A 26,805-nucleotide genomic window follows, 5' to 3' on the forward strand; every position below is an offset into this window, starting at 1 on the left:
CTTCTCCGCTTACATTTCTAGCGATTTGTATTTTTCACGTAGGTGATTTCGAATCGTTACTGCTGAGAAATTCAGTAGTGCAATAACCATCACAAGTAATAACGCTGTTGCATAAACAAGTGGTCGCGCTGCTTCCACGTTCGGGCTTTGGAAACCCACATCATAGATATGGAAGCCTAAGTGCATAAACTTCTGATCTAGGTGAATGAATGGGTAGTTGCCATCTAGCGGCAAGGTTGGTGCTAGTTTCACAACACCCACCAGCATCAATGGTGCTACCTCACCCGCGGCACGAGCCACCGCCAAGATAACCCCTGTCATGATCGCTGGGCTGGCCATTGGTAACACTACGCGCCATAGGGTTTCTGCTTTGGTTGCGCCCAATGCCAAGCTGCCTTCACGTACGTTACGAGGAATACGAGACAAACCCTCTTCCGTCGCAACGATCACCACAGGCACAGTCAATAGCGCCAAGGTAATCGATGCCCACATCAAGCCACCGGTACCAAAGGTTGGTGAAGGTAGAGCTTCTGGGAAGAAGGCTTGGTCAATGCCTGAACCTAGGAAGTAGATAAAGAAACCTAAACCAAATACACCATATACGATAGAAGGTACACCCGCTAGGTTGTTTACCGCGATACGGATAACACGAGTGACCACACCTTGGGTTGCGTATTCACGAAGGTAAACCGCCGCGACTACACCAAAAGGCGTCACCAATACTGTCATCAAGAGTACCATCATCACAGTACCGAAAATCGCAGGGAAAACACCACCTTCGGTGTTGGCTTCACGAGGTTCGTCCGTTAGGAACTCCCATACTTTATTGAAGTAGAAGGCTAGCTTCTCAAACACACCCATCGCATTCGGACGGAAAGCATGAACAACTTTAGATACTTGGATTTCATGTACCGTACCGTCCATCACTCGAACCGTGAAGGAATCGCGATTGATCTGCTGGTATAGGGCAGCAAGGTTCGCTTGCAAGCCTTTATACTCTTCATCGTATTGAGAACGCTCTGCTGCAAGGTCTGCTTCAACTGCTGGTGTTAATTCACCGTTCAGTTCATAGCGACGTTGCTTAAGACGAATACGCTCAAGGGCATGGTTAATTTTACCAATGTCACCTTTCTCAATGTCTTTAATTTCTTCATGAATCACTGCCGCACGTTCGATGCTTTTCTCGAAAGTTGCCCAAGTCGCTAAAGCAGAATCCGTCGGCGTTAAATCCGAGGTTTCAGCAACCACCTGACCATCTTCTTTCACCGACATTAGGTAACCGTATAGGTTGCCCCATTCGTGACGCTCTGCTGCAAACAACATTTCCGGTGTTTGGATATCGCTTAGGTATTTGTCCAATACCCAACCAAAGTCTGCACCGTAAACATCGCGGTTACCCATTTTAAGCAGCGTACGCTTAAGTAAAGGATCGCCACCTTCAGGAAGGTTTACACCGGCTTCACGTAATTGAGCAGCCGTTACTTCTACGCTCTCAACACGTTCTGCCGCAATGGTGTAAGACTTCTCACCAGGCAATGAATAAGTCGCTTGCATCACATCCGCTGGCCAAAAATGACCCAAGCCTCTGACAGCAATCAAAAGTAATAAACCGACTACCATGATGACCGAAATCGCCACAGCACCTGCATTTAGCCACACCCATGGATCACCAGATTTCACCCATTGAGATACGGACTGTTTTTCCATTTTCATTTCGCTACTCATTACAATGACCCGTATTTTTTGCGTAGGTGCTGACGCACGGTTTCAGCGATCGTATTCACTACAAAAGTGAAGATGAACAGAACAAACGCTGCCAAGAACAGAATACGATAATGTGAACTTCCCACTTCGGATTCAGGTACTTCCACCGCAAGGTTGGCGGCTAATGTACGCATACCTTCAAAGATATTGAAGTCCATAATTGGCGTATTACCTGTCGCCATCAGTACGATCATGGTTTCACCTACCGCACGACCCATACCTATCATTACCGCAGAGAAGATACCTGGGCTCGCTGTTGGTAAAACAACGCGAGTCATGGTTTGCCAGTAAGTGGCACCCAAAGCCAAAGAGCCTTGCGTTAACGCTTTTGGCACACTAAAGATGGCATCTTCAGTGATCGAGAAGATGGTCGGGATAACCGCGAAGCCCATCGCAAAACCAACCACCAAAGCGTTACGCTGGTCGAAAGTAATGCCTAGGTCATGGGTAATCCAGCCACGAATGTTGCCACCAAAGAAGTTCAATTCAATGATTGGGCTAAGGATTAGACAAAGCCAAGCCAGCAAGATAATCACAGGGATAAGCAACAATGGCTGCCAGCCTTCTGGGACTAACCAACGAATGTTAGTCGGTAGTCTTGACCAAAGGTAAGCAAAGGCCACGATTCCTATCGGTAGGACAATCAGCACACTGAAGGTTGCCGCTAAGTTTTCTTCAAGGAAAGGTGCAAAGAACAGACCTGCCAAGAAACCTAGGATAACGGTTGGTAGGGCTTCCATCAGCTCGATAACCGGCTTGATCTTACGGCGCAAGGCAGGTGCCATGAAGTAAGCGGTGTAGATCGCACCACAAATCGCTAAAGGCACGGCCATTAACATGGCGTAGAAAGCAGCTTTCAATGTACCAAAGGCTAGAGGCATCAAGCTGTACTTAGGCTCGAAGTCGTTACTTGCTGAAGACGACTGCCAAGTGTAAGTCGGCTCTGGGTAACTTTCATACCAGACTTCACCCCAGATAGACGACCAAGACACTTCTGGGTGCTCGTTATCTACGTGGTAAAAATGCAGTCCTTTAGAATCTTCTAGCAACAAGCCATTTGCGCGTGGCGAGAAGCTGATTAGACGCCCTGTTTCATCACTCAAACGCTCATCGATTACTTTACGCTTAGAGGTGGCGTTGTAGATGGCCACTAAACCGTTTTCGTCCAATGTTGCAAAGCCTTTACGGCGTTGTTCCATGGCCGTATCAACAATCGCATTAGGCTGCTTAACATCACGGATGAAGTGCAGTTTTTCTTCGTTGGTTGCATCGTCACGAACGTTAAACCACTGGCTCACACGACCAGAAGAATCCGATACCATGACCGAAGTTTTACCAACAAGGTAATTCATGGAAACCAACTGAGAGTTTTCAGCCACTAGAGAGGCTTGATCTTTCAGCGTGATGTTATCGAAATCCCGTAGATCAAACTCACTGAATTCACCTGAGTTGGTCGCTACGTATAGAGAACGTTGGTTACCACTGATAAGTAAGCTGTTGATGTCCGCAATGAATGGAATCGCTTCGCGCTGTTCGGTTAGCTCAACTTCTTCGGTGATAAAGTTCACATCTTTTGTGACTTTCAACACCGATGTTTGAGACTCACCAGAAGCGGCAATCGTTAAACCGTCGTCACTATCACGAATGGCCAATTTCTCAATGGCAAAATCCGCAACGCTGATGGCTTCTTCACCATAAGGGTACTCAACAAAAGGCGTAATCTGACGTTTTCCATCTGGGTACGTAGTACGGTAGCTGTGCTGTTTGATCACAACGTTACCATCTGCATAACCGAATGCCAGTAAGCGGCTCGTATCAGACTCAACGGTGAAGCTTGTCACCTCTTCTGTACGGGCATTCTCGATTGTCTCAATGACAGAACCGTCCTCAATAGAAAAGAATACGATGGCGCCATTACTGGCAACACGCATACCAATTTCAGATTGCTCTTCCGTAGCTAAATAAAGGCTTTCACCCTCACTTTGAGCAGGCAAAGAATAACTTGCCTTAGGGTCTATAGAAGCACCTGAAAATAATGGCGCTACTTCATAAAAGAGATAGAAACAGATCAGAAGTACAGCAACGATTACACTGCTCCCTCCGACTGCTATGCCCATTCCAGCCGCTTTGTCTTTCAGGGCTCGAAACTTACGATGACGCTTTAAAGCTGGGGTATTGAAATCCAACTCTGGCATCTGATGGTCAGTCGATTTAGTCATCCGAATTCATCTTTGTTGTGTGACAATTTTATGACACTGAATGATAAGTAAAAAGCAGGAGAGCGTTACGCTATCCTGCTTTAATGTACGTCACCAGTATCGCCAAGCGATCTTAGTTAATACCTAGAGTCTTAAGGTATTTATCAGCAACTTTCGCTGGTAGAGGTACGTAACCGTCTTTTACAACAACCTCTTGACCCAACTTAGATAGAACCATTTTAACGAATTCACGTTGTAGCGGCTCAAGTGGCTTGTTAGGTGCTTTGTTTACGTAAACGTAAAGGAAGCGAGATAGTGGATATTTACCCGCAGCAGCGTTCTCAGGAGTCGCTTCTACAAATGCATCGCCTTCTTTCTTAGCAAGTGGCAAGGCACGTACTGAAGAAGTTTTGTAACCGATACCAGAGTAACCGATACTGTTAAGAGAAGTAGAAACAGACTGAACAACAGAAGCAGAACCTGGTTGCTCGTTTACACTGTTTTTGAAGTCACCTTTGAAAAGGCCGTTGTCTTTGAAGTAACCGTAAGTACCAGATACTGAGTTACGACCGAACAATTGAATGTCACGGTTAGCCCAAGCACCAGTCAAACCAGCTTTACCCCAGTTAGTGATGTCTTCGCTGTGACCACCTTTACGAGTAGAAGAGAAGATCGCATCTACTTCAGGAAGAGACAAACCTTTGATTGGGTTATCTTTATGTACGAATACTGCTAGAGCATCGATCGCTACTGGAACAGCTGTTGGCTTGTAGCCAAATTTCTTTTCGAAAGCTGCAATTTCTTTGTCTTTCATAGTACGAGACATAGGACCGAAGTTAGAAGTACCTTCAGTTAGAGCTGGTGGCGCAGTAGAAGAACCAGCCGCTTGGATTTGAATGTTCACGTTAGGGTAAAGACGCTTGAAGTCTTCTGCCCATAGTGTCATCAAGTTAGCTAGAGTATCAGAACCTACGCTAGAGATATTTCCAGAAACACCGCTTGCCTTAGTGTAAGACATTAAGTTTGAATCAACATCTGCAACAGCGTTAACAGAAACGCTTACTGCGGCTGTCATCGCCAGACCTGCAACTAGTTTTTTCATTTCATAAACCTCAATGGTTATCGTCAAATATTTATGGGAAAACACCCATAGCTCGTTCAATGACGTTCACTATAAAAGCCAAATGTGACAATTATGTTAAAGAATGAAATATTTCACAGGAATGTTTCATTTCGGCCCACCCCACCTATTTAGGTAAAGTAAGAAAGCCTTATTGAGCCGTTTTATGCCTCTTAATGGCGCATTTGGTCGCTAACAACAATAAAATGGCGCTTTTTCGCCCCATCCAAAGCCTCTGATATTCCCAAGCGTAGCGTTATCCCATAAACTGACGCCTCGATTTTTTTGCTGCTATCGATCAATAAATAATGGGAAATGTAATGTTTAATAAATTAGTCTGTGCGGCTAATGCTATCTCTACCTACACAGGTAAACTGGTGGCTTGGTTAACCCTCGCCATGATGTTAATTACTTGCTTGGTGGTTGTCCTGCGTTATGGCTTCAACTTTGGCTCCATTGCTTTGCAAGAGTCTGCACTTTACCTACATGCGATGGTTTTCATGCTGGGTGCTGCGTATACCTTTAAGGACGACGAACATGTGCGTGTAGATGTTTTCTATCGTGAGTTCTCGACCACCAAAAAAGCCTGGGTCAATGTCCTTGGTGGGCTTTTCTTGCTATTACCTTTCACGGCATACACTACTTATCTAAGCGTTGACTATGTAGAAGCTTCTTGGCGTGTACTAGAAACCTCGCAAGAACCTGGCGGCCTACCTTTTATTTATCTTTTGAAAACATTGATCCCTATCATGATGGTCAGCCTCATTATTCAAGGCTTGGCCGATATTATTAAAAACGTGGGTGTCATTCAGGCAGCTAGCACCAATAAAAGGACTTAATCATGGTTGAATTTCTTCCTCTTTGGCTCTTCGCCGCCGTCTGTGTCTGTTTACTCTTTGGGTATCCGGTTGCCTTTTCCCTAGGTGGCACAGCCCTTATTTTTGCGGCAGTTGGCTCTCTTTTCGGTACTTTCGACAGTGTCTTTTTAGAAGCTCTGCCGAACCGTCTATTCGGTATTGTCCGTAACGAAACCCTGCTGGCCGTTCCTCTATTCGTATTAATGGGCGTCTTGCTAGAGAAATCTAAGCTGGCCGAAAAGTTACTCGACTCCATGGCCATGCTGTTTGGCACCATGCGAGGCGGTTTGGGCATTTCAGTTATTCTTGTTGGTATGCTGATGGCGGCCAGTACCGGTATCGTGGGAGCGACGGTAGTGACCATGGGCATGATCTCGTTGCCAACTATGTTGCGCCGCGGTTATGACCCATCTCTAGCAACGGGGACTATTTGTGCCACAGGTACCTTAGGGCAAATCATTCCGCCTTCTATTGCCTTGGTATTGCTTGGGGACGTCATGTCCAACGCTTTCCAAAAAGCTCAGTTGGAAATGGGGGTTTTCTCTCCTAAAACGGTTTCTGTAGGAGACCTTTTTGTCGGCGCTTTAATCCCTGGCTTACTTTTGGTGTCCTTGTACATTGCCTATGTGATGGTGATTGCTTGGCTTCAGCCCCACAAAGCACCCGCTGTACCCCGCGATGAGTTGCGCGCCAATTCTAGCGAACCTCTAGCACTACAGTTAATTAAGGGCTTGTTACCACCGCTCATTCTTATTTTTGCCGTACTGGGTTCGATTCTTTCCGGTATCGCCACACCAACAGAAGCGGCAGGGGTTGGTGCACTGGGTGCGGCCTTACTGGCTTTCTTTAGTGGTAAATTAAATGCAGATACCCTAAAAGACAGTGTTTACTCCACCACAAAAGTCACCTGCATGGTGTTCATGATCCTTATCGGTGCTTCACTGTTTTCCTTGGTGTTCCGCGGTTTTGGTGGTGAAGAACTGATTCACGACTTCTTCTCACAATTACCAGGTGGTGTCGTTGGGGCAATGATAGTCGTCATGCTGCTAATGTTCTTCCTAGGCTTCATTCTCGACTTTATCGAGATCACCTTCGTGGTGGTACCAATTGTGGCCCCTGTATTATTAGCCATGGGCTTAGACCCGATTTGGTTAGGTATTATGATGGCGATCAACTTACAGACGTCTTTCTTAACGCCACCATTTGGCTTTGCTCTGTTTTATCTACGTGGCGTTGCGCCACCAGAAGTCACCACCCAACAAATTTACAAAGGGGTGCTGCCTTTTATCCTGATCCAAGTGTTTGTATTATTGATGCTAGCCCTATGGCCTCAACTTGCGACTTGGTTACCAGAACAAGTGTATGCCAACTAACGCATAGCCTATTAAGAAATATAAAAAGGATGACGTAATGAAAGCAATGCAAATTCAAGCTTACGGCCCAGCCAGTGATCTAGCTTTAGTCGAAACCGATACACCTAGCTTTGGCCCAGACCAGCTTTTAGTTAAAGTTGGTGCGGCAGGTGTTAACCCTGTGGATACCTATATTCGTTCTGGAGTGAATAACTACAAAGCGAACTTTCCTCATACGCCTGGTAACGATGGTTCAGGCATCATTGTGGAAGTGGGCGAGCAAGTCACCCAGTTCAAGGTGGGCCAACGAGTGTACTTTAGCCGCAACCTGACGGGTTCTAGTGCAGAATTTGCCGTGTGTAATACTACGCACACCTTTCCACTTGCTGATGCCTTGTCTTATGAAGAAGGCGCTTGCTTAGGCGTGCCTTACACCACAGCTCACCGCGCGCTATTTGGCCGTGCCAATGCCAAAGCAGGCGATAAAGTCTTAGTACATGGTGCAACCGGTGCGGTTGGCCTTGCAACCGTGCAACTCGCTCTTGCAGCAGGTATGGATGTAGTCGCCAGTTCAGGTACGGAAGCAGGTGCCGCGCTGCTGCGTAAACAAGGCGTTGAAACCATCATCATGCACAACGATGCCGCTCACTTAGAGCCTTTCCAAAGCTTGGAGACAGGTTTTGATGTGATCATCGAAATGTTGGCCAACCATAACCTAGACCAAGACTTAAAAGCCTTAGCCTTTGGTGGCTGTGTGGCAGTGATTGGTAACCGTGGTACGGTAGAGATCAACCCAAGAGACCTAATGGCACGCGATGCCTCTGTCGTGGGTGTTGCCCTTGCCAATGCTCAACCAAGCGAATTGGCTCGTATCGCCAAAGCGTTACTGCCATTGTTTGAAAAAGGCGTGTTAAAACCAGTGGTTCGTCACAGCTATGCTTTGACGGAACTCGGCCAAGCCCACGAAGATGTTCTAAAATCTGGCGCCCTAGGCAACTTGGTCATTAAAGTTAGCGAATAAAGCGTTTGCCGGTAAGGATAAGGACCGACCTTGCCGGCTAGCTCTCACCTGTTTTACTAATCATCACCTGTTACTCGTCTGGGAATCATTTATAGAATGATTTTTCCGCTGCTACTCAAGCTGACCCAAGGTCGCTATACTGAGTAACATTATTTTTCTTATAGGTTCATCATTTTGACAGAATCTGATTCCGATGTTTTCAGCCTGCCTGACGAAGCCGATACCCATGATCATGATTACCACCAGCTGGTAGTCGTATTAGACGGTCATACGGACTTCGACATTCAAGGCAACAGCAAACAGCTGCATACCGGTGAAGGCTGCATTGTGCCCTCTTCGGACGGCCATGCGTTTGCTGGTCTTGGGGACAATCGCATCATGGTCGTCAACTTGCCGATCCCTCCCCAAAAAAGCATTACCGATCAAGAATACGAGATTGTCTCGAGGCTCTTTGATCGTGCTGCCTACTTCCAGCTTAATCCAAGGTTGCAAATCCTTGCTTCGGCGCTGTCGGGGGAACTAGAACAATACCCAGACGACCCTATGCTGGCGCGTGCTTGCGGCAATACCCTGTTAAGTTCTATTCGTCATCAGATCGACAACAAAGAAGTACGTTTGCGCGGTAATCAATTGGATATTGATAAGCTGGATCAGTTTATTGAGCTAAACCTGTCTCGTCGTGTCCATATCGACCAACTGGCAAACTTCTGTTTCTTAAGTGTCAGCCAATTTCACGAGCGCTTTAAAGAGCGCACCGGTATCACGCCTCACCAGTACTTAATCCGTAAACGTATTGAGCGAGCACAAAGTCTATTAAGCGATGGCTTCCCTCCCATTCAGGTGGCCGAAATGTGTGGTTTTTCAAGCCAAAGTGCGATGACAAATCTCTTTACACAAACCCTAGGCATAACCCCTCTTCGCTATCAAAAACAGCACCCAAAATATTAATTCTCAATCCTCTGTATGCTCCCCATAATGGGGCGTAGCGCGTTTTTACGAACCGTCCCTGAGCACAAACGATTTAGCCGTCAGTTTTTCGCAAATAATCAGACTTTCTTATAAAAAAAACCGACTTTTTAGAAAGACAGTTTCTATCCTTTATCACTAAAGTGTGCCCATAAATCAAATGGCATTTTGGCGATCAGGCATAACAAATGCAGTAAGCAAAATGTTGAGTGCTCTATAAAAATTTACGGTCTAAATATAAGCCTGTTGGCTTGGTGATAGGAGAGTTCCACCATGTTTAAAGCGATTGAGGTATTACAACCTAACTTCATTCAGCGGCCACTCAATGAATTATGGCAGCTCATTTCCCCTCTTTATAAAGCAGATGAAGAGCAATGGTTAAAGGAACTCTTACCATTAGCAAAACCAACGGATGGTGAGCTAACCAACTGCACCCAAGCAGCAACTCAGTTAATTGAGAAAGTACGTAAAGACGACGACAGCATGTCGATGATCGATGCTTTACTACTGGAATACAGCCTAGATACCAAAGAAGGTATTTTGTTGATGTGTTTGGCCGAAGCCTTGATGCGCGTGCCAGATAAAGAAACCGCTGATGCGTTTATTAAAGACCGTCTAAGCGTTGCCAACTGGGCATCCCATGCGAAAAACTCCGACTCTTTCTTCGTCAACGCGTCCACTTGGGGTCTGCTGCTAACGGGCAAAATTGTCACCATGGATGAGAAACAAGATGGCACACCTGCCAATCTGGTGAATCGTCTAGTAAACCGTGTTTCTGAGCCTGTAATTCGTAAAGCGATGAACCAAGCCATGAAGATCATGGGTCATCAATTTGTACTAGGTCGTGACATTAAAGAAGCCCTGTCTCGTGGTAAAGGCTACCGTGACAAAGGCTACACCTACTCTTTCGATATGCTAGGTGAAGCGGCGCTTACGGCGGCCGATGCCGAGAAATACCTTCGCTCCTATGAGCAAGCGGTCGAATCTGTGGGTAAAGACACTTACAGCAAAGGCTATCGCCCAACCATCTCGATCAAACTATCCGCTTTACACCCGCGCTATGAAGTGGGTTGTGAAGCACGAGTAATGGACGAGCTTTTCGAAAGCGTAAAAGGCCTAATTAGCAAGGCACGCGCTTTGAACGTGGGCATTACCATAGATGCCGAAGAAGCGGATCGCCTAGAGCTGTCGTTACACCTATTCGAAAAACTATACCGTGATGAAGCAGTACAAGGCTGGGGCTTATTCGGGCTTGTGGTTCAGGCGTATTCTAAGCGCGCTCTACCGGTTTTAGCCTGGCTTGCTGCCTTGGCGAAAGAACAAGGCGATCGTATCCCTGTGCGCCTTGTGAAAGGCGCCTACTGGGACTCAGAAATCAAGCTTTGCCAGCAACGCGGTATTACCGGCTACCCTGTGTACACCCGTAAAGAGTCCACCGATGTCTCTTACCTAGCCTGTGCAAACTTCCTATTGAGTGAACATACTCGCGGCAATATTTTCCCGCAGTTTGCCAGCCATAACGCTCACACCATTGCGACCATTGCCTGCATTGCCGAGCAACTAGGTGCCAGCACAGAAGAATATGAATTCCAACGCCTACACGGCATGGGTGACGCTCTGTACAACAGCTTGATCAAAGACAGCAACATCTGTGTGCGTATTTACGCGCCCGTTGGTAGCCACAAAGACCTGCTTCCTTACTTGGTTCGTCGCTTATTAGAAAACGGCGCCAACAGCTCGTTTGTTCACCGTTTAATCGACGCTCGTTGCCCAGTAGCAGACCTAGTAGAACACCCTGTGACAACGCTAGAGCGCCGTAATTCGCTGGCCAATCCGCATATTAAATTGCCTCATGAGTTGTTCGACGATCGTAAAAACTCTTTCGGCCCTAATATCGAGATCGATTCAGACTGGACGCCGTTTAAAGCGCAGATTGATACCTTCATGGGGCAAGATACCCAATGGCGCGCTTTCCCTATCGTCGGTGGCCAAAACATCGCCACTAACAATACTAAGCCTGTGGTTAGTGCTTACAACCACAAGGAAACAGCTGGCCAAGTCGATTGGGCCGATACCACCACCGTTGCTAAGGCGATCGACCTCGCCCAAGCGGCTTTTCCTGCGTGGTCTAGCAAGCCTGCTAGCGAGCGCGCAGATTGCCTAGATCGCATGGCCGATTTGATGGAAGAAAACTACGCGGAATTGATGGCACTTTGCCACCGTGAGGCGGGTAAAACCATCCAAGATAGCATTGATGAAGTACGTGAAGCGGTAGATTTCTGTCGCTACTACGCACAGCAAGCCCGTAGTCACTTCGCATCGCCAACTCAATATACAGACTTTATGGGCCAACAGCGCCAAGCTAAGCTGGAAGGTCGCGGTGTGTTTACTTGTATCAGCCCATGGAACTTCCCATTGGCCATCTTTACCGGTCAGGTGGTTGCCGCCCTTGTGGTCGGTAATACCGTAGTTGCAAAACCTGCTGAGCAAACCAGCCTAATTGCTTTCCGTGCCATTGAGTTACTGCATCAAGCCGGTGTACCGGGTGATGTGTTGCACCTATTGCCTGGGGACGGCGCCAGTGTTGGTGCACCGCTCACCAACGACAAGCGTATTGCCGGTTTAGCCTTCACGGGTTCTACGGGCACAGCGCAGCTAATCAACCGTACGCTTGCTGCTCGTGATGTGGCTCCAGTGCCCGTCATTGCTGAGACTGGCGGACAAAATGCAATGATCATTGACTCCACTTCACTGCCAGAACAAGTGGTTCGTGATGCGGTACGTTCAGCCTTTGCTTCAGCGGGTCAGCGTTGTTCCGCACTGCGCGTGATGTTTGTTCAAGAAGACATTGCCGACCGCGTGATTCCAATGATCAAGGGTGCTATGCAAGAGCAAACGGTTGGTCTTCCTTACCAACACAGTACAGACGTCGGACCTGTCATTGATCACAAAGCACAAACCATGCTGCTAGAACACATTGAGCGCATGAAAGTAGAAGGCAAGTTGATCGCTCAAGCAGCACTGCCTGAGTTTGCAGAGCAAGGCACCTTTGTGGCGCCAAGCGCTTTTGAGATCCCAAGCATTGACCTACTCACTGAAGAGAAGTTTGGCCCTATCCTACACGTGGTGCGCTACAAAGCCCGTGAGCTAGACAAGATCATAGATACCATCAACAACTCTGGTTTTGGTTTGACCATGGGTGTTCATAGCCGTAACGAAACCACTTGCGCACGCATTGCGAGCCGAGCTCGTGTCGGTAACCTGTACATTAACCGTGATCAGGTAGGGGCTGTTGTCGGCGTTCAGCCTTTCGGCGGTCAGGGGCTTTCGGGCACAGGTCCTAAAGCGGGTGGTCCACATTATCTACAGCGTTTCGCTATAGAAAAGACTCTTTAACTTTATAGCGAATCGATAGGAGAAAAGACTATGACAATGGTACAGCCTGTTCAAATTCAAGTGGCACAAAAATCCTTTGAAGCGTGGGATAAACTCGGCTTTTCAGGGCGTGAGCAAAAATTGACTGCGGCGTTAGGACAACTTACTGAAACACAGCAAAAAATGGCTCAATGGCAGATTCAGAATGCACAAAAAAATATTTCTGAAACCCTTGTTATGCCTGGCCCAACAGGTGAACGCAACGAGCTTTCCTGCCAAGGTAGAGGAGTGTTTTTATGCGCTTCTTTAGTGGACACAGAAGTGGCGAATGTGGGCTTAGTTGGACAGATTTTTGCGGCCTTAATTGCCGGCAACCCAGTGATCACGGTTGGCCTAGTAGGTCAGCAAATCATGGATAAAATCTGCCCATCATTACCACAAGGCATAGTGCAGAATATTGCAGAGAGCGCTCAAGATGCCATCATCGAAGCGGAGCACCTAGCGGGTGTGGCTGTGTTATGTGACACAGAACAAGCTAAGCAGCTAGATAAACGCTTGGTGGCTAAAAGCGGTTTGATTTGCCAGCTAGTTGAAGAAACAGATGTTGAGACACTAAGTACTATTAGCAAGCCTCACTATATTTTGCGCTTTGTCACAGAACGCACGATTTCTAACAACACCACAGCGATCGGTGGTAACGCCACCCTGTTAGAACTTGGTAGCATGGACGATTAACCCCTGCAGTTAAGCAAAACCCCAGCCTAGGCTGGGGTTTTTTATGGCGAAACTAAACGCTAGTTTTAGTTTTCATCACGGGCATTGATGTAAGCACGCTCTGACACTTCGTGCCAAGCACTTACTTTGCTGCGGAAGTCTTTAAAAGATTCATAGACTTTGCGGCTCATTGGATCTGCCGCTGCCACTTCTTCTAGGGTTTCATCCGCTGCGACTTTCAGAGCAGCTAACACATCTTTCGGGAAGGTTTTTAGCTCAACTTTATGCTCATTTAACAGGGTTTGTAGTGCGGCATTGTTCAGCGCTGTGAACTCATCCAACATGTCTGCATTAGACTGGCGAACCGCAGCACGTACAATCAACTGCAAGTCCGTTGGCAAGGCTTCGAAAGCATCTTTATTGAAGATAGCTTCCATGGCAGAACCTGGCTCATGCCAGCCCGGAGAGTAGTAGAACTTCGCCGCTTTGTATAAACCAAAAGCTAAGTCATTGTAGGGACCAACCCATTCAGTGGCATCAATGGTACCAGACTGAAGTGCGGTAAAGATTTCGCCACCAGGCAAGTTAACAGGCGTGCCACCCACTTTTTTCAGCACTTCGCCACCCAGACCAGGCATACGCATTTTTAAGCCTTGGAAGTCTTCTAGGGAGTTAATTTCTTTATTGAACCAACCGCCCATTTGTACGCCGGTGTTACCTGCTACCATAGGGATCAAGTTAAATGGTTCGTAGATTTCTTCCCACAGTTTTAAACCGCCACCGTGGTGAATCCATGAATTGATTTCTTGCGCGGTTAAACCAAAAGGTACCGCAGTGAAAAACTGGGCTGCAGGGGCTTTACCCTTCCAGTAATAGGCTGCACTGTGGCCGATTTCCGCCGTACCACGAGAAACCGCATCAAATACTTCCAACGGTGGTACAAGCTCACCCGCCGCATACACTTTAATGTTCAAGCGGCCATTGGACATATCCGTGATGTTCTTCGCTAGATTTTCAGCTCCAGTCCCCAAACCCGGAAAGTTCTTTGGCCAAGTGGTGACCATTTTCCAGTTAATGACTTCTGCTTTTTTCTCTACCTGGGCTGTTTCTTTGGCTTCTTCCGAACCACCACAAGCCACTAACGTCGCTGCCGTTAAACTGACCAAAGCCAGCTTGCTCCATGTTTTTACGGTTTGCATTTAAAACCTCTCTAAGATTATTTTGGTTATTTTTATAAAACCTAGTTTGATAACAAATGGCGATTTTTGGCTAGTTTAATGAGTAAACCTTCCTAAACTGGCCTTATGTACACATTTTTTGCACTAAGTGGTCTAGATAGTATGAAGTGTCGGGATTTCCCTCAAGCGTTATTTTTACTTTTCGAGCAATCCATAAACTACTGTCGAGTTTTTACAGACAAATAAAAAGGCTTCCTAGTCTTAGACTAGGAAGCCTTTGTTAATCATTGTTCTAATTAAAGAACGATAATTGTTATGGCAATGAACGAGCGTTTACAAATGCGCGGTCAGAAACATCTTGCCAAGTAGTAACAGAATCTAGGAAAGCTTTGAAAGAATCGTAAACACGCTGACTGTCTGGGTCATTAGCGGCTACTTCTGCCAAGGTTTCAGCAGAGGCTTTTTTCAAAGCAATCAACAAGTCTTCTGGGTAAGGCTTAAGCTGTACATTATGCTCGTTTAATAACGTTTGTAGAGCTGCGTTGTTACGCGCCGTGTACTCGTTGATCATTTCTAGGTTAGCTTGTTGAACAGCTGCACGAACAATCGCTTGTAGATCGTTTGGTAATGCATTGAAAGCATCTTTGTTGAAGATAGCTTCCACCGCAGAACCTGGCTCATGCCAACCTGGGTAGTAGTAGTATTTTGCTGACTTGTACAAACCAAACGCCAGGTCGTTGTATGGGCCTACCCACTCTGTTGCATCGATGGTACCAGACTGAAGCGCGGTAAAGATTTCACCACCAGGGATGTTGATAGGTGATGCACCAAGTTTTTTCAGTACTTCGCCACCTAGACCCGGCATACGCATTTTCAAGCCTTGGAAGTCTGCTAGAGAGTTGATCTCTTTATTGAACCAACCACCCATTTGCACACCTGGGTTACCCGCAGGCATTGGGATCAAGTTGAATGGTTCGTAGATTTCTTCCCAAAGCTCAAGACCGCCACCATAGTAAACCCAAGAGTTAAACTCTTGTGACGTTAGACCAAAAGGTACCGTTGTGAAAAACTGGGCAGCAGGTACTTTACCTTTCCAGTAATAAGAAGCACTGTGACCCATTTCTGCAGTACCACGAGATACGGCATCAAACACTTCTAGAGCAGGAACTAATTCACCTGCGGCATAAACTTTAACTTCTAAACGGCCACCAGACATTTCGTTGATGTGCTTAGCAAGTGACTCAGCACCTGTGCCTAAGCCTGGGAAGTTTTTCGGCCAAGTGGTGATCATTTTCCACTTAATTGTTTCTGCTTTCTCAACCACTTGGGCTTTTTGTTCTGTTTCTTCTGATCCGCCACAGGCGACCAAAACAGAAGCCAGCAAACCAGCCAATGCTAATTTGCCCAATACCACTAATTTACGCATTATTTTTCCTATGAGAACGAGTTACTTTATAGTCGGTGACTCTGTCTTAAGGGGCGTTAGTTCAAACACCCAACAGGCTGTTTTTATTATTAGGGGCAGACAGAAAATCGCCCTGATACGGTAAAACCAATAAAAGGGCAGAAGATAATATGAATTGATCGTTTTTAGCTCAACCTATTTTTGCAAAATATGTATATTTTGTGCACTCACACTAAATATTTGGCTGATAATCCCATGTTAAGCGCTGATTTTTCGCCGCAGACTCCTCCGCCAAGCACAAACCATAAACCAACTGACTTGCATGCACCAATGACACAGGTGGCTCGCCCTGATGCAAAATAGCGTCTCGTAATTGCTGATAAAAATCCACGTATTGGCCTATCGGTGCAACGCCCTCTTTGGACTCAACCGTTAACTGATCGGCAGATTTATGATGGGTCATAGATTGCGCTCGGCCTGCGCTAGGAAAAGCCGCTTGCCAAGGCATTTGCCCACTGCGTAACGCTTCTTCTTGTGGGTCAACACCAAAGCACTGCCAGCGCCCATGGGTAAATCGCGCATTAAAGCGACTCGCTTCTCCCGCCTCAAAAGTGCTGTAGCCTAGACGGATACGCTTCTCACCATAGCCAAGCTCTAGCTCAAAGGTATCTGCGGTTTGTCCACCGTCTCGTAAAATATCAATGCTGGCTTGTAACCAGTCTGGCGTACCGAGCAAGAGTAAGATCTGGTCAAAGAGATGAGGCCCTAAGTTCCAAAAAATGCCCGCACCAACCCCAGGTTGCTCACCCCAACGGTCTTGCAGTTGAGGTCTAAAGCGGTCAAAACGAGATTCTAACTGCTTTAACTCCCCAAGTTCTTTACTCTCTATTAAGGCTTTTAAGTGCTGGAAGTCTCCGTCAAATCGACGGTTTTGGTACACACAGAACACCAAGCCTTTTTGCTTAGAAAGGGTACAGAGCTCTTCTATCTGTTCCACAGTGGTAACAGATGGTTTTTCCAGTAATACATGCTTACCGTTTTCTAAGGCTTGTTTGGCTTGCTCAAAGTGCAAACTGTTCGGTGTGGTAATAACCACTAAGTCTACATCTTGTGCTGTCATTACCTCATCAACGCCACTGACCACACGGGCTTGAGGGTGTGTTTCCTGCACTGCCTGCTCTTGTCGCGTACAGACACATGTTAGCGCCATTTCAGCGTCATTCTGAATGAAAGGCCCGTGGAAAAAACGTCCAGATAAACCAAACCCTATCAACCCGACTTTAATCGTCATACAACACTCCTTATTTTTATTTTGTTAAATTGACACCCATTAGATACACACGTGTGACAAGAAGCCGCTTCTTCAAAATTGGCGAGTGAGGTTTTCTCGTAGCGACTTTGCGCGCTGGCGCGCGGAGCTAGAGGAAACCTCATCGTCAATCTACACTGCTAAGCTAAGCCAAACAGAAAGGCTAAAGCACTTCCAGCTTAGCAAAAGACAATACCAGCCATTTGCTGCCTTCATCGTCAAAGTTCACCTGAACACGAGCTTGCGGCCCTTGGCCTTCATAGTTGATCACCAAGCCCTCGCCAAACACCGGGTGCTTCACCCTATCACCCATGCTGACATTCACTTCAGGCGCTTGATATGCATTCAATACCTGACTGTTTCTCAAACGGCTCTTTTCTTCATGGAAATCAGGGCGCTGCAAAGACACAGGTCGACTTACTTGAGAACGTAAACGCACCTCTTCCATGGTTTCAGGTGGAATCTCTTTAATGAATCGAGACGGGCTATTAAAAGATTCACTGCCAAATAAACGACGTGACTCAGCGTAAGTAATATAAAGTTTTTCCATGGCTCGTGTGATGCCGACATAGCATAAGCGACGCTCTTCTTCTAAGCGCCCCGGCTCTTCAAAAGACATCTTGCTAGGGAACACATTCTCTTCCACACCTGTTAGAAACACTAGGGGGAACTCCAAGCCTTTCGCCGAGTGCAATGTCATCAGTTGCACAGCATCTTGGTGCTCATCTGCTTGCGCCTCACCAGCGTCGAGAACGGCCTTATCTAAAAAGGCCATCAACGGAGAACTGAACTCTTCGTCTTCGTCACTCCAGCTAAAACCACCAGCCGCACCGACCAGCTCTTTTAAGTTCTCAATACGGGCTTCGCCCTTTTCACCCTTCTCTTTTTCATGGAAAGGGATTAAGCCAGCTTCTTCAATAACCTGCTCAAACACATCATTAAGGTTTAAATCTGGGTTTTGTACCGTACTACTGAGACCTTCAATCAACTGCAAGAAAGCCTTAATGGCGTTGCAAGCTCGCGCTGTCATTAAGGACTGACGCACAACTTCCTGTGCTGCTTGCCACATAGAACAACCTTGATCACGGGCTATTTCTCGCAAGGTGCCAATACTGCGCTCACCAATGCCACGGGGCGGAACATTGATTACTCGCTCCATAGCACCGTCGTCATTAGGGTCTAGAGCCAAACGAGCATAGGCCAGGGCATTTTTAATCTCTAGGCGGTCGTAGAATCTGTGTCCACCATAGATACGATATGAAATCTGTTCCCTAACCAAGCATTCTTCTATCACCCGTGACTGAGCATTGGAGCGGTACAAGATGGCCATGTCTTTTAGCGCTGTGCCTTTATCACTCCATTGTTTAATGATGCCAATGATAAAGCGAGCTTCGTCTTGCTCGTTAAAGCCTGCGTATAAGGAGATAGGGTCGCCATCACCACTGTCGGTCCACAACTCTTTGCCGAGACGATCATCATTGTTTTTTATCAAACCGTTAGCGGCATTTAGGATATGACCCGTGGAGCGATAGTTTTGCTCCAAGCGGATAGTGCCCACATCGGTAAAGTCTTTGGTAAAACTTTGAATATTTTCAATCTTTGCACCACGCCAACCATAGATAGACTGGTCATCATCACCCACAGCGGTAATAGTGCCTGCATCGCCAACCATGAGGCGCAACCAAGCGTATTGAATGGTGTTAGTGTCTTGAAACTCGTCCACCAGCACATGACGAAATCTATCTTGGTAGTGTCTTAAAAGCGTTGGCGTACTCAGCATCAACTCATGGGCACGCAATAAAAGCTCACCAAAGTCTAATAGACCGCCTCGCTCACAAGCTTCTTCGTAGTGATAGTAAAGCTCTCTCATGCCCTTCGAAAACGGATCATGGCTGTCGGGCACATGCGCAGCACGGCGGCCTTCATCTTTTTGAGCATTGATAAACCAAGACACCTGCTTCGGCGGCCAGCGAGTATCGTCAATGCGCAGTTCACGCATGATACGTTTGATCAGCCTTAGCTGGTCGTCACTGTCCATGATCTGGAAGTTTTCTTTCAAGCCCGCATCACGCCAATGAGCACGCAGCAAACGGTGAGCTAGACCGTGGAAGGTACCTACCCACATGCCTTGCGGTGGAACGCCAACCAGCTGTTCGATACGGCCTTGCATTTCTCGGGCGGCTTTGTTGGTAAAGGTAACGGCCATCAAGCTGTATGGAGACAACTCATAAGCGTGCATAAGCCAAGCGATACGATGCACAAGAACACGCGTTTTACCTGAGCCGGCCCCCGCTAATACCAAGCTGTTCTGCAATGGTGCTGCCACTGCCTCGCGCTGTTTATCGTTTAATCCGTCGAGGATAAAAGAAACGTCCATCAGATTCCGCCATAGGTTGTATTTTATTTGTAACAAAAAAACGGCATGATCAGGTTGATTTTTGATCGAAATGCGTTTTTTATTAGCTTGTTAATTATGTTGTCTGTCTATTTTGACTTTTTTCACCCGTCGATGACAGTGATCTGTGTATTTCAATGTCATCAAAATACGCTAGAAAGGAAAAAACCATCATGAGTAACCTGTCAGAAACTTTGACCGAAGTAAAAACCGATATTCTTCATGCTTCAATCAGTTTGAAAAAAGAAGAAAACGAAAAGAACCAAAAGGAAGATTCTGCCCGCATGCTCAGAGCGCGTCGAGCCATAGAGCAGCATTTAGAAGAAAAGCGCTTACATCAAGCAATTTCTGACGGCTGGGACGAATAAAACTCGTTCTCACAGCGTTAGTTGATAGGTGATATCCGCTAGCAGAAGCTAAGTCTTCTGCTAATAGGGAAGGCTACACCTAAAAACACCCCAGTTACCAATTTTTCGGTTGGCGGCTATTCTCACCCAAAAAAAACACCCAAACACCCTACCTAGCTCAAGCAATCAGCTGATTTCCCCCTGCTAATTGGGCATTTTTAATGGCAGTCATGGTCTTCATGGAGTACCATAACGGCTGATTTTAATACCGATTAATCCATAATAAAAAAAGTAATCAAACCCTCTTGGGGAGTCTCCATGTTTGAACATATCCAAGCTGCTCCAGCAGACCCAATTCTTGGCCTGAATGACGCTTATAAGAATGATCCAAAGCCTAATAAAATTAATTTAGGTGTTGGTGTGTACAAGGACGAACAAGGCAATACGCCTATTTTGAAAGCCGTTAAGCAAGCCGAAACACGTTTGTTAAACCAAGAAACCACCAAAAGCTACCTTAGCATCGAAGGCGCGCCCGCCTATCGTGATGCGGTACAAAAACTATTATTTGGTGCTGATCACAAAATCATTACCAAGCAACTGGCCCAAACTGCCCATACACCTGGCGGAACAGGCGCATTACGTGTTGCAGCCGAATTCATTAAAAAACACCTTCCTGAAGCCACTATTTGGGTCAGTAACCCAACTTGGGCGAACCATCAGTCAGTCTTTCAGTCTGTTGGCCTAGAAGTAGGCAGTTACGCTTACTACGATGTGAAATCAAAATCGTTGGACTTTGAAAGCATGTTGGCAAGCTTGTCACAGGTCCCTGAAGGGGACGTGGTGCTTTTCCACGGCTGCTGCCATAACCCAACCGGTATCGACCCGACTCCTGAGCAATGGCAACAGCTTGCGAAGCTGTCCAGCAAACAAGGCTTCCTGCCTTTGTTTGACTTTGCCTACCAAGGTTTTGGTCGTGGTTTGGAAGAAGATGCCCAAGGCTTGCGTACTTTCTTGGATCAAGTACCAGAAATGCTGATCGCTAACTCCTTCTCAAAGAACTTCGGTCTATACAATGAGCGCGTTGGTGCTTTGACTGTGGTATGTGAATCTGCGGAGCAGGCCGAAACTGTCTTTACTCAAGTAAAACGCTGCATTCGTACCAACTACTCGAACCCACCATCTCATGGTTCTGCTGTCGTTGCTGAAATTCTAAATACGCCAGAATTGTATGAGCTTTGGGAAACCGAATTAAAAGACATGCGTGTTCGTATTCATGAAATGCGCAGTTTGTTTGTGAATACTCTTCGTATGAAGGGTGTGAACCAAGACTTCTCGTTTATTTCGCATCAGCAAGGCATGTTCTCTTTCTCTGGCCTTAGCCCAGAACAAGTAGCTCAGTTACGCAAAGAGCATGGCGTTTATATTGTAGGTTCTGGTCGCATTAGTGTGGCAGGTATGACCCATGACAATATGGAGCCTTTGTGTGATGCCATTGCCGCTGTGCTAAAGAGCGACACGCAAGACGCTTAATACGTCTCTCAATGACACTAAAACCACCTTAGGGAATCCCCAAGGTGGTTTTTTTTGGCCAACGCTAGCCCCATGATGAAAAATTATGCCAAGATAAGCGTCACGATTTTCAGGCGGCTGATTAAACCTGCCCCATAAAACAAAAGTAATAAATTAACCGGAACAAATTATGACAGCGACTCTACTCTATTGTTACGACCCTATGTGCAGCTGGTGCTGGGGATTTCGTCCGACTTGGAGCAAACTGCAAAAAGCCTTACAACCATTAGTCGACAATAAACAACTTACTATTCAGCCGTTATTAGGTGGCTTGGCGGTTGATTCCGACCAACCAATGCCAGAAGACATGAAAGCCAAATTAGAAGCGACTTGGCACAATATCCAAAACTCTTTAGGCCGCGAATTCAATTTTGATTTTTGGCGCACAGCCCAGCCACGCCGCTCTACTTACCCTGCTTGCCGTGCTTGTTATGTGGCTCGTGATGTGGAGCTGGAAGAAGAGATGTACCATGCCATCCAAGAAGCTTATTACCTACACGCTAAGAACCCATCGGATTTAGAGGTGCTAACCGAGTGTGCTGTGAATATTGGCCTCAAAGCCGAGGGCTTTAAAAAGTCTATGGCGCACGTCAAAGAGCACAATCTATTGGAACAAGAAATACATCAAGCTCGCCAGCTTGGCTTAAACTCTTTCCCTTCTTTGGCCTTAGTGATCGGTGACAAGCTGACGTACATTCAGTTGGATTACAAAGACCACACCACCATGTTATCAAGCATAAAAAAGGCGCTGTCATAGCGCCTTTTTACTACCTGCGAGCAACTCACAAATCTAGCTTCTAAGCTCTAGCCTCTAACCTCTAACCTCTAACCAAAATCATGGTTAATGAGATCAAGCATTGGGTTATACAAGGGCTCAGTTGAGGCGTCTCTTTGCTCGGCTTTCTTCTTAGTCTCCGCTTTTGGCTCTGCCAGTTGCTCTTCTACCATAGCGGATGTGGCTTGCTCAGATTGTTTACTAGCCTCTTGCACGGAGGTTTTACTAGGCTCGCTCACAACGTCTTTTTTAGGCGCATCAAGCTTTAAATATTCCGCCAACTTATCAATCAATAAGCTCGCATCGCCCATGCTGATATTAATCGCCAACCAATGGTTCGCATCCGCCTCAAAGCTCATCATCGCGCCCGGTACTACGCTCTGTCGAAACATGGCATGTAGGTTAACGGCATCTTGCTCAGCTAATGGCTGGTCTAAGTACATCCATAAACTTAAGCCACCTTTGGTTGGGGCAAAACTGACGCTCTCCCCAAGGCGTTGCTCTAACTGACCTTTGATGCGCTCGGCATTAGCCCAGATATCTCGGCTACGCTTAGTTAGTGAGCGTTTACCACCACTCTGTAATAAAGACGTTAGTGCTTCTTGCTGCTTGTGTGACAGCGCTGTATCCGCAGCTAAAAAGGCGCCTTCTAATTGAGCTTGATACTGACCCGGCAGACACCAAGCTTGGCTGCTATCGCTCGATTTAGACTCTATGCCCCCTAGGTAAATAATATGCTCATTATGGTCCAATGATTTATAGGTCATGATGGCACTTGCTCGATAGCCAAGGTGTGAGCACATATCCCATTCCACAACAGGAATTTTAACCTCATCAATAATAGCTAACCAACGGCGCAAGCTCAGGTTGCTGATCAGTTGGCCACTAGGGAAGGCAAATTGTCCGGGCAGCACCAACATCGCAATTTGCTCATCACGCAAACTGCGAATCACAATGTCCAAATCCGCCCCTCTTTCTCCTACTGCAAGGGTCAATACTTTGCGACCTAGGCTTTGCAAGGTAGAAGTGATTCTTGGGTCACAGGGCGTTAAAACTAAAACCGTGTCCCCTGTTTGCGTTAGGGTTAAGACAGTTTGACTAAACAGGCTGAGCGCCGAGCGAGACAGCCAAAGTTGTGAGGCATGGGACTTAATCCCTAAGCTATTAAGATAACCACTAAGGGCTTCTCTTGCGGATAGGTTCCCCTTCCCTAATACAGGAAAGTCTTGTTCTTCATTACGATTTGAAAGGGAGAGAAGTGACTCATCGTGATCCACTAGGGCACTGCGGTGAGCTAGGCAAGACCAAGCCATTTTAACGCCATCTTCTTGCAACGCTTGTAGAGCTTCACCCACCATGAGAGAGGCAGGCTTTGCGTTACTGCGATGGCAGACGAAATAACCCGATTTAGGTCGCGACTCAATCCAGCCTTCTTCACAGAGAATTTCGTAGGCATGAATCACAGTGTTTAAGCTAAGCTTGAGCTCTTTAGCAAGCTTGCGTAGCGATGGCATCTTGTCTCCAGCGGCCAATTTATCTTGGGACATTTGCTCCAAAAACCAATCAACTACGCCTTTATATAAGAAATCTGCCACGACTGTGTACCCTCTAAATATCAGTTATAACTATCTGTTTCCAATCATTAGGCGTGCTCGAAAAAAAGGCAAGCAAAAAGCTAAATTTTCTCATTTTAAAAAGCCATTAAGGTACAATTTGTCCAACGTATCATCATAAACGGCTCATTAAGATGGCCAGTCTTTGCTCGACTATGACTGCCTTGTGTGACCACTATTTAGATAGAAAGTAGAATTTCATGGCTTTTGACCCTTGCGCATTGCGCCCGCTGTTTCCGATATTATCGCAACCAGCTTATGATCATCCGCTCACGTATTTGGATAATGCGGCAACAACACAAAAGCCCATTGCAGTGCTGGAAGCCATCCAACACTACTACTCTACTGCCAACGCAAACGTACACAGAGGCTCTCACTATTTAAGCGATCGTGCCACCAATCACTTCGAGCAAGCACGTACAAGCCTCGCCAATTTTATTAATGCCCCAGAGCATAGCCATATTATTTGGACCAAAGGCACCACAGAAGCCATCAATATGGTGGCCTATGGTCTTGAGCACCTCTTAGAAAAAGACGATGAAATCCTGATTACCAGTCTTGAGCATCATGCCAATCTCGTCCCCTGGCAACAATTAGCGTTTCGTACTGGTGCTCGCTTGCGCGTTATACCGTTAACGTCAGAGGGTGATTGGCAGCTGGAATATGCCCATTACTTCACCGATCGCACCCGCATTTTTGCTGCCACACAAGTCTCTAATGCCATAGGCGTACATCCCCCTTTGCAAGAGATGCTGGCCTTAGCGAAGCAGTATAATGCTTACACCTTAGTGGATGGCGCCCAAGCCATAGCCCACTACCCAATTGATGTGGAAGCTCTGGATTGTGATTTTTATGCCTTTTCTGGCCATAAAATGTACGGCCCAACAGGGATTGGCGTTTTATATGGCAAGAGCCAGGCTCTGGAGGTATTAATCCCTTATCAAACGGGTGGGGAGATGGTTCATCACGTGGCTTACCAAGCCACTGAATTCAATGTCTTGCCCTATCGACTTGAAGCGGGCACACCTCATATAGAAGGCGTCATTGGTTTAGCCGCAGCTTGTGAGTTTTTGCAATCCCAAGACAGAGCCGAGTTGCTCAAATGGGAGCAGCACTTGGCCAGCTATACCTACCAACGTTTATTTAAGGTTGGCGGCATAGACATTTACTCCCCAGAAAAAGGCACGACGTTAGTCTCATTAACTGTACCCAATATTCATACCATGGATTTAAACAGTTACCTAGATAGTAAAGGTGTAGCGGTTCGAGCTGGCAGTCACTGTGCCCATCCACTTATGGCACAACTGGGTATTGCCGGAACGTTAAGGGCTTCCTTTGCCTGTTATAACACTCTAGAGGATGCAGAACGCTTTTGTGATGCCCTGATTGAAGCAATTGAGATATTGGCTGATGACTGATTCACTGGAAATAAAACAGCGTTTACAGACGTGTAAAAGCAAAGAAGAAACCTTTAAAACCTTGGTCATGCTAAGTAAGACCATAGAACGCTTAGCAGGCCCAGATAAGTCTGATGAAAATCAGGTAAAAGGCTGTGAGAGCGCCGTTTGGCTACTTGAGTATAAAGAAGGCGAAGTCTGCCACTTTCGGGCTGACAGTGACGCCAAGCTAATGCGCGGAGTGCTGGTTGCCATCCTTAGCCTTGTGAATGGCAAAACCAAAGCACAAATTCAGGCCATGGATCTCAAAGCAGAACTTGCCGAGCTGAACCTAAGCAGTTACCTCACCACTTCTCGTACTAATGGCGTATTGGCAATCCTGAGCTTTATCCAAGCGCGCTAACCCTCATCAAATTCCGACATGGTCGGCACAACCGTTTTGATGGTGCTAATAAAGTGATGCAAAGATTTGTGCTGCTTAATGTTCGTCGGGTATGCAACTCCATAGGGGTAGCTAATGGCTGGTTCAAACTGTCGGGTTATAACCCCTTTATTTCGCCAAGTTATCGCTGCAAAAGGCTCTAATACTCCAACCGCCAGCCCAGAAGAAATAATGGCATAGGCCGTATGAGACGTGTCTATCTGGATGCCACGATGTATTTGACCTTTAACAGGCTCAAGTGCGTTTTCCAGTTTGTTCCAATACCCTGGGTAGGAGTCTAAAACCGACAGCACGCTCTCACCGATAAGATCATCCGCGTAAATCACCTCTTTATGGCTGAGGGCATGACCGTCTTGCATAGCAAAAACAAACCTAGCGTTACCAATAAACTCTCTCTCAATGCCTACCAATTTAGGCAACTCTAACCCAAGCGCGAGATCAATGGAGTTGGTTTGCAGCCGCATGGCAATTTCTGACATAGACAGGGTCAATACAGTGAATCGCTCGGTGGGGTAAAACTTCTTATGTTCTTCTAACACAAGGGTTAATAAGGAGCTGGCGATGGCAGATGTACAAGCAATTTTTAATTCGCTGGGAGTACGGTTACGAATCCTTTCCGCGACCGACTCTAGCTTCTGAAAGCCTATGAATATCTCTTCAACGGAGCGAAAAAACTCTGTTGCTTCGACCGTAGGATGCAGTCTACCCTTTTTTCTTTCGAATAAAGCAAAACCCAATGAGTCTTCAAGATCACTTAGCAAACGGCTTACAGCTGGTTGAGAAATATACATTTTTTCGGCAGCAGCCGATGTTGTTCCCAACAGCATGATGTTCCGAAACGCCTCAACTTGTCTAAATTTCATACATTCCCATAACTTTTGGTTATTGATGATGCTTAAATATAAGTAGATATCATGACATTAAATTTTCATTATAGAAATATGTAAAGAGTGTGAAGTTTTAATGAAGACGAAAAAATTTTATAAATTTTCAAAAATATTCAATGAA

At 46.4% G+C, this 26,805-nt stretch carries 20 protein-coding genes; 11 read left to right on the forward strand and 9 right to left on the reverse strand.

Annotated features, from left to right (window positions below; genetic code table 11):
* Window positions 1-9: 9 nt before the first annotated feature.
* The 3 genes from pstA to ACUM5Y_RS08305 all read right to left on the reverse strand — a co-directional run bounded on the left by pstA (window position 10) and on the right by ACUM5Y_RS08305 (window position 5,064).
* Window positions 10-1,725 (reverse strand): phosphate ABC transporter permease PstA, encoded by a 1,716-nt coding sequence (pstA, locus tag ACUM5Y_RS08295; protein ID WP_445976406.1) that lies wholly within the window; start codon window positions 1,723-1,725, stop codon window positions 10-12.
* Window positions 1,725-3,983 carry an ABC transporter permease subunit gene (locus ACUM5Y_RS08300; protein WP_445976407.1) on the reverse strand — a complete coding sequence of 753 codons (2,259 nt, stop codon included), beginning with the start codon at window positions 3,981-3,983 and terminating at the stop codon, window positions 1,725-1,727. Before ACUM5Y_RS08300 ends, pstA begins: the two co-directional genes overlap by 1 nt.
* Before the next feature lie 112 nt (window positions 3,984-4,095).
* Window positions 4,096-5,064: a PstS family phosphate ABC transporter substrate-binding protein gene (locus tag ACUM5Y_RS08305; RefSeq protein WP_445976408.1), complete on the reverse strand. Its 969-nt coding sequence runs from the start codon at window positions 5,062-5,064 to the stop codon at window positions 4,096-4,098.
* Window positions 5,065-5,402: 338 nt separating this feature from the next.
* Here ACUM5Y_RS08305 and ACUM5Y_RS08310 point away from each other — a divergent pair, with 338 nt between their 5' ends.
* From ACUM5Y_RS08310 to ACUM5Y_RS08335, 6 genes are all read left to right on the forward strand, one after another.
* Window positions 5,403-5,921, forward strand: a complete 519-nt coding sequence (locus ACUM5Y_RS08310) for a TRAP transporter small permease subunit (protein WP_445976409.1) — start codon at window positions 5,403-5,405, stop codon at window positions 5,919-5,921.
* Window positions 5,922-5,923: 2 nt separating this feature from the next.
* Window positions 5,924-7,312, forward strand: coding sequence for a TRAP transporter large permease (locus tag ACUM5Y_RS08315; RefSeq protein ID WP_445976410.1), 1,389 nt, complete (start codon window positions 5,924-5,926; stop codon window positions 7,310-7,312).
* 37 nt (window positions 7,313-7,349) lie between these two features.
* On the forward strand, window positions 7,350-8,312 hold the full coding sequence (locus ACUM5Y_RS08320; RefSeq protein ID WP_445976411.1) for an NADPH:quinone reductase: 963 nt from the start codon (window positions 7,350-7,352) through the stop codon (window positions 8,310-8,312).
* A 174-nt stretch (window positions 8,313-8,486) separates the two neighbouring features.
* Entirely contained in the window at window positions 8,487-9,260 is a 774-nt protein-coding gene (locus ACUM5Y_RS08325; protein WP_445976412.1) for an AraC family transcriptional regulator, read from the forward strand.
* Window positions 9,261-9,551: 291 nt separating this feature from the next.
* The gene (gene putA, locus ACUM5Y_RS08330) at window positions 9,552-12,674 is read left to right on the forward strand and encodes a bifunctional proline dehydrogenase/L-glutamate gamma-semialdehyde dehydrogenase PutA (protein WP_445976413.1); all 3,123 of its coding nucleotides are present in this window, start codon (window positions 9,552-9,554) and stop codon (window positions 12,672-12,674) included.
* A 30-nt stretch (window positions 12,675-12,704) separates the two neighbouring features.
* Window positions 12,705-13,388, forward strand: coding sequence for a 1-pyrroline-5-carboxylate dehydrogenase (locus ACUM5Y_RS08335; protein ID WP_445976414.1), 684 nt, complete (start codon window positions 12,705-12,707; stop codon window positions 13,386-13,388).
* Between the two features lie 65 nt (window positions 13,389-13,453).
* Here ACUM5Y_RS08335 and ACUM5Y_RS08340 read toward each other — a convergent pair whose 3' ends face one another.
* The 4 genes from ACUM5Y_RS08340 to uvrD all read right to left on the reverse strand — a co-directional run bounded on the left by ACUM5Y_RS08340 (window position 13,454) and on the right by uvrD (window position 19,636).
* Window positions 13,454-14,566 carry a TRAP transporter substrate-binding protein gene (locus tag ACUM5Y_RS08340; RefSeq protein ID WP_445976415.1) on the reverse strand — a complete coding sequence of 371 codons (1,113 nt, stop codon included), beginning with the start codon at window positions 14,564-14,566 and terminating at the stop codon, window positions 13,454-13,456.
* A 292-nt stretch (window positions 14,567-14,858) separates the two neighbouring features.
* Window positions 14,859-15,971: a TRAP transporter substrate-binding protein gene (locus ACUM5Y_RS08345; protein WP_445976416.1), complete on the reverse strand. Its 1,113-nt coding sequence runs from the start codon at window positions 15,969-15,971 to the stop codon at window positions 14,859-14,861.
* Between the two features lie 211 nt (window positions 15,972-16,182).
* Entirely contained in the window at window positions 16,183-17,241 is a 1,059-nt protein-coding gene (locus ACUM5Y_RS08350) for a Gfo/Idh/MocA family oxidoreductase (RefSeq protein ID WP_445976417.1), read from the reverse strand.
* A 181-nt stretch (window positions 17,242-17,422) separates the two neighbouring features.
* Window positions 17,423-19,636, reverse strand: coding sequence for a DNA helicase II (gene uvrD / locus ACUM5Y_RS08355; protein ID WP_445976418.1), 2,214 nt, complete (start codon window positions 19,634-19,636; stop codon window positions 17,423-17,425).
* A 191-nt stretch (window positions 19,637-19,827) separates the two neighbouring features.
* On the opposite strand from uvrD, the gene ACUM5Y_RS08360 reads away from it, so the two are divergent.
* From ACUM5Y_RS08360 to ACUM5Y_RS08370, 3 genes are all read left to right on the forward strand, one after another.
* On the forward strand, window positions 19,828-20,022 hold the full coding sequence (locus ACUM5Y_RS08360) for a PA3496 family putative envelope integrity protein (protein ID WP_445976419.1): 195 nt from the start codon (window positions 19,828-19,830) through the stop codon (window positions 20,020-20,022).
* Window positions 20,023-20,319: 297 nt separating this feature from the next.
* Window positions 20,320-21,531, forward strand: coding sequence for an amino acid aminotransferase (locus ACUM5Y_RS08365; protein ID WP_445976420.1), 1,212 nt, complete (start codon window positions 20,320-20,322; stop codon window positions 21,529-21,531).
* Between the two features lie 169 nt (window positions 21,532-21,700).
* Entirely contained in the window at window positions 21,701-22,327 is a 627-nt protein-coding gene (locus tag ACUM5Y_RS08370) for a DsbA family protein (protein WP_445976421.1), read from the forward strand.
* 68 nt (window positions 22,328-22,395) lie between these two features.
* Here the strand turns inward: ACUM5Y_RS08370 and ACUM5Y_RS08375 are convergent, their stop codons facing one another.
* Window positions 22,396-23,940: an aminotransferase-like domain-containing protein gene (locus tag ACUM5Y_RS08375; protein WP_445976422.1), complete on the reverse strand. Its 1,545-nt coding sequence runs from the start codon at window positions 23,938-23,940 to the stop codon at window positions 22,396-22,398.
* Between the two features lie 218 nt (window positions 23,941-24,158).
* Here ACUM5Y_RS08375 and ACUM5Y_RS08380 point away from each other — a divergent pair, with 218 nt between their 5' ends.
* Together ACUM5Y_RS08380 and ACUM5Y_RS08385 are read left to right on the forward strand one after the other, a co-directional pair.
* Entirely contained in the window at window positions 24,159-25,376 is a 1,218-nt protein-coding gene (locus ACUM5Y_RS08380) for an aminotransferase class V-fold PLP-dependent enzyme (protein WP_445976423.1), read from the forward strand.
* Window positions 25,369-25,758, forward strand: coding sequence for a SufE family protein (locus tag ACUM5Y_RS08385; protein ID WP_445976424.1), 390 nt, complete (start codon window positions 25,369-25,371; stop codon window positions 25,756-25,758). The genes ACUM5Y_RS08380 and ACUM5Y_RS08385 overlap by 8 nt, the downstream gene beginning before the upstream one ends.
* On the opposite strand, the gene ACUM5Y_RS08390 is transcribed toward ACUM5Y_RS08385, so the two are convergent.
* Entirely contained in the window at window positions 25,755-26,660 is a 906-nt protein-coding gene (locus ACUM5Y_RS08390) for a LysR family transcriptional regulator (RefSeq protein ID WP_445976425.1), read from the reverse strand. The genes ACUM5Y_RS08385 and ACUM5Y_RS08390 overlap by 4 nt on opposite strands.
* Window positions 26,661-26,805 lie beyond the last annotated feature (145 nt).

The sequence above is a fragment of the Marinomonas dokdonensis genome (genome assembly GCF_052747885.1).

Excerpts from the sequence above, each read along its gene's own strand:
- pstA (WP_445976406.1), bottom strand. The coding sequence starts at position 1,725 with ATGAGTAGCGAAATGAAAATGGAAAAACAGTCCGTATCTCAATGGGTG.
- ACUM5Y_RS08300 (WP_445976407.1), bottom strand. The coding sequence starts at position 3,983 with ATGACTAAATCGACTGACCATCAGATGCCAGAGTTGGATTTCAATACC.
- ACUM5Y_RS08305 (WP_445976408.1), bottom strand. The coding sequence starts at position 5,064 with ATGAAAAAACTAGTTGCAGGTCTGGCGATGACAGCCGCAGTAAGCGTT.
- ACUM5Y_RS08310 (WP_445976409.1), top strand. The coding sequence starts at position 5,403 with ATGTTTAATAAATTAGTCTGTGCGGCTAATGCTATCTCTACCTACACA.
- ACUM5Y_RS08315 (WP_445976410.1), top strand. The coding sequence starts at position 5,924 with ATGGTTGAATTTCTTCCTCTTTGGCTCTTCGCCGCCGTCTGTGTCTGT.
- ACUM5Y_RS08320 (WP_445976411.1), top strand. The coding sequence starts at position 7,350 with ATGAAAGCAATGCAAATTCAAGCTTACGGCCCAGCCAGTGATCTAGCT.
- putA (WP_445976413.1), top strand. The coding sequence starts at position 9,552 with ATGTTTAAAGCGATTGAGGTATTACAACCTAACTTCATTCAGCGGCCA.
- ACUM5Y_RS08335 (WP_445976414.1), top strand. The coding sequence starts at position 12,705 with ATGACAATGGTACAGCCTGTTCAAATTCAAGTGGCACAAAAATCCTTT.
- ACUM5Y_RS08340 (WP_445976415.1), bottom strand. The coding sequence starts at position 14,566 with ATGCAAACCGTAAAAACATGGAGCAAGCTGGCTTTGGTCAGTTTAACG.
- ACUM5Y_RS08345 (WP_445976416.1), bottom strand. The coding sequence starts at position 15,971 with ATGCGTAAATTAGTGGTATTGGGCAAATTAGCATTGGCTGGTTTGCTG.
- ACUM5Y_RS08350 (WP_445976417.1), bottom strand. The coding sequence starts at position 17,241 with ATGACGATTAAAGTCGGGTTGATAGGGTTTGGTTTATCTGGACGTTTT.
- uvrD (WP_445976418.1), bottom strand. The coding sequence starts at position 19,636 with ATGGACGTTTCTTTTATCCTCGACGGATTAAACGATAAACAGCGCGAG.
- ACUM5Y_RS08360 (WP_445976419.1), top strand. The coding sequence starts at position 19,828 with ATGAGTAACCTGTCAGAAACTTTGACCGAAGTAAAAACCGATATTCTT.
- ACUM5Y_RS08365 (WP_445976420.1), top strand. The coding sequence starts at position 20,320 with ATGTTTGAACATATCCAAGCTGCTCCAGCAGACCCAATTCTTGGCCTG.
- ACUM5Y_RS08370 (WP_445976421.1), top strand. The coding sequence starts at position 21,701 with ATGACAGCGACTCTACTCTATTGTTACGACCCTATGTGCAGCTGGTGC.
- ACUM5Y_RS08380 (WP_445976423.1), top strand. The coding sequence starts at position 24,159 with ATGGCTTTTGACCCTTGCGCATTGCGCCCGCTGTTTCCGATATTATCG.
- ACUM5Y_RS08385 (WP_445976424.1), top strand. The coding sequence starts at position 25,369 with ATGACTGATTCACTGGAAATAAAACAGCGTTTACAGACGTGTAAAAGC.
- ACUM5Y_RS08390 (WP_445976425.1), bottom strand. The coding sequence starts at position 26,660 with ATGAAATTTAGACAAGTTGAGGCGTTTCGGAACATCATGCTGTTGGGA.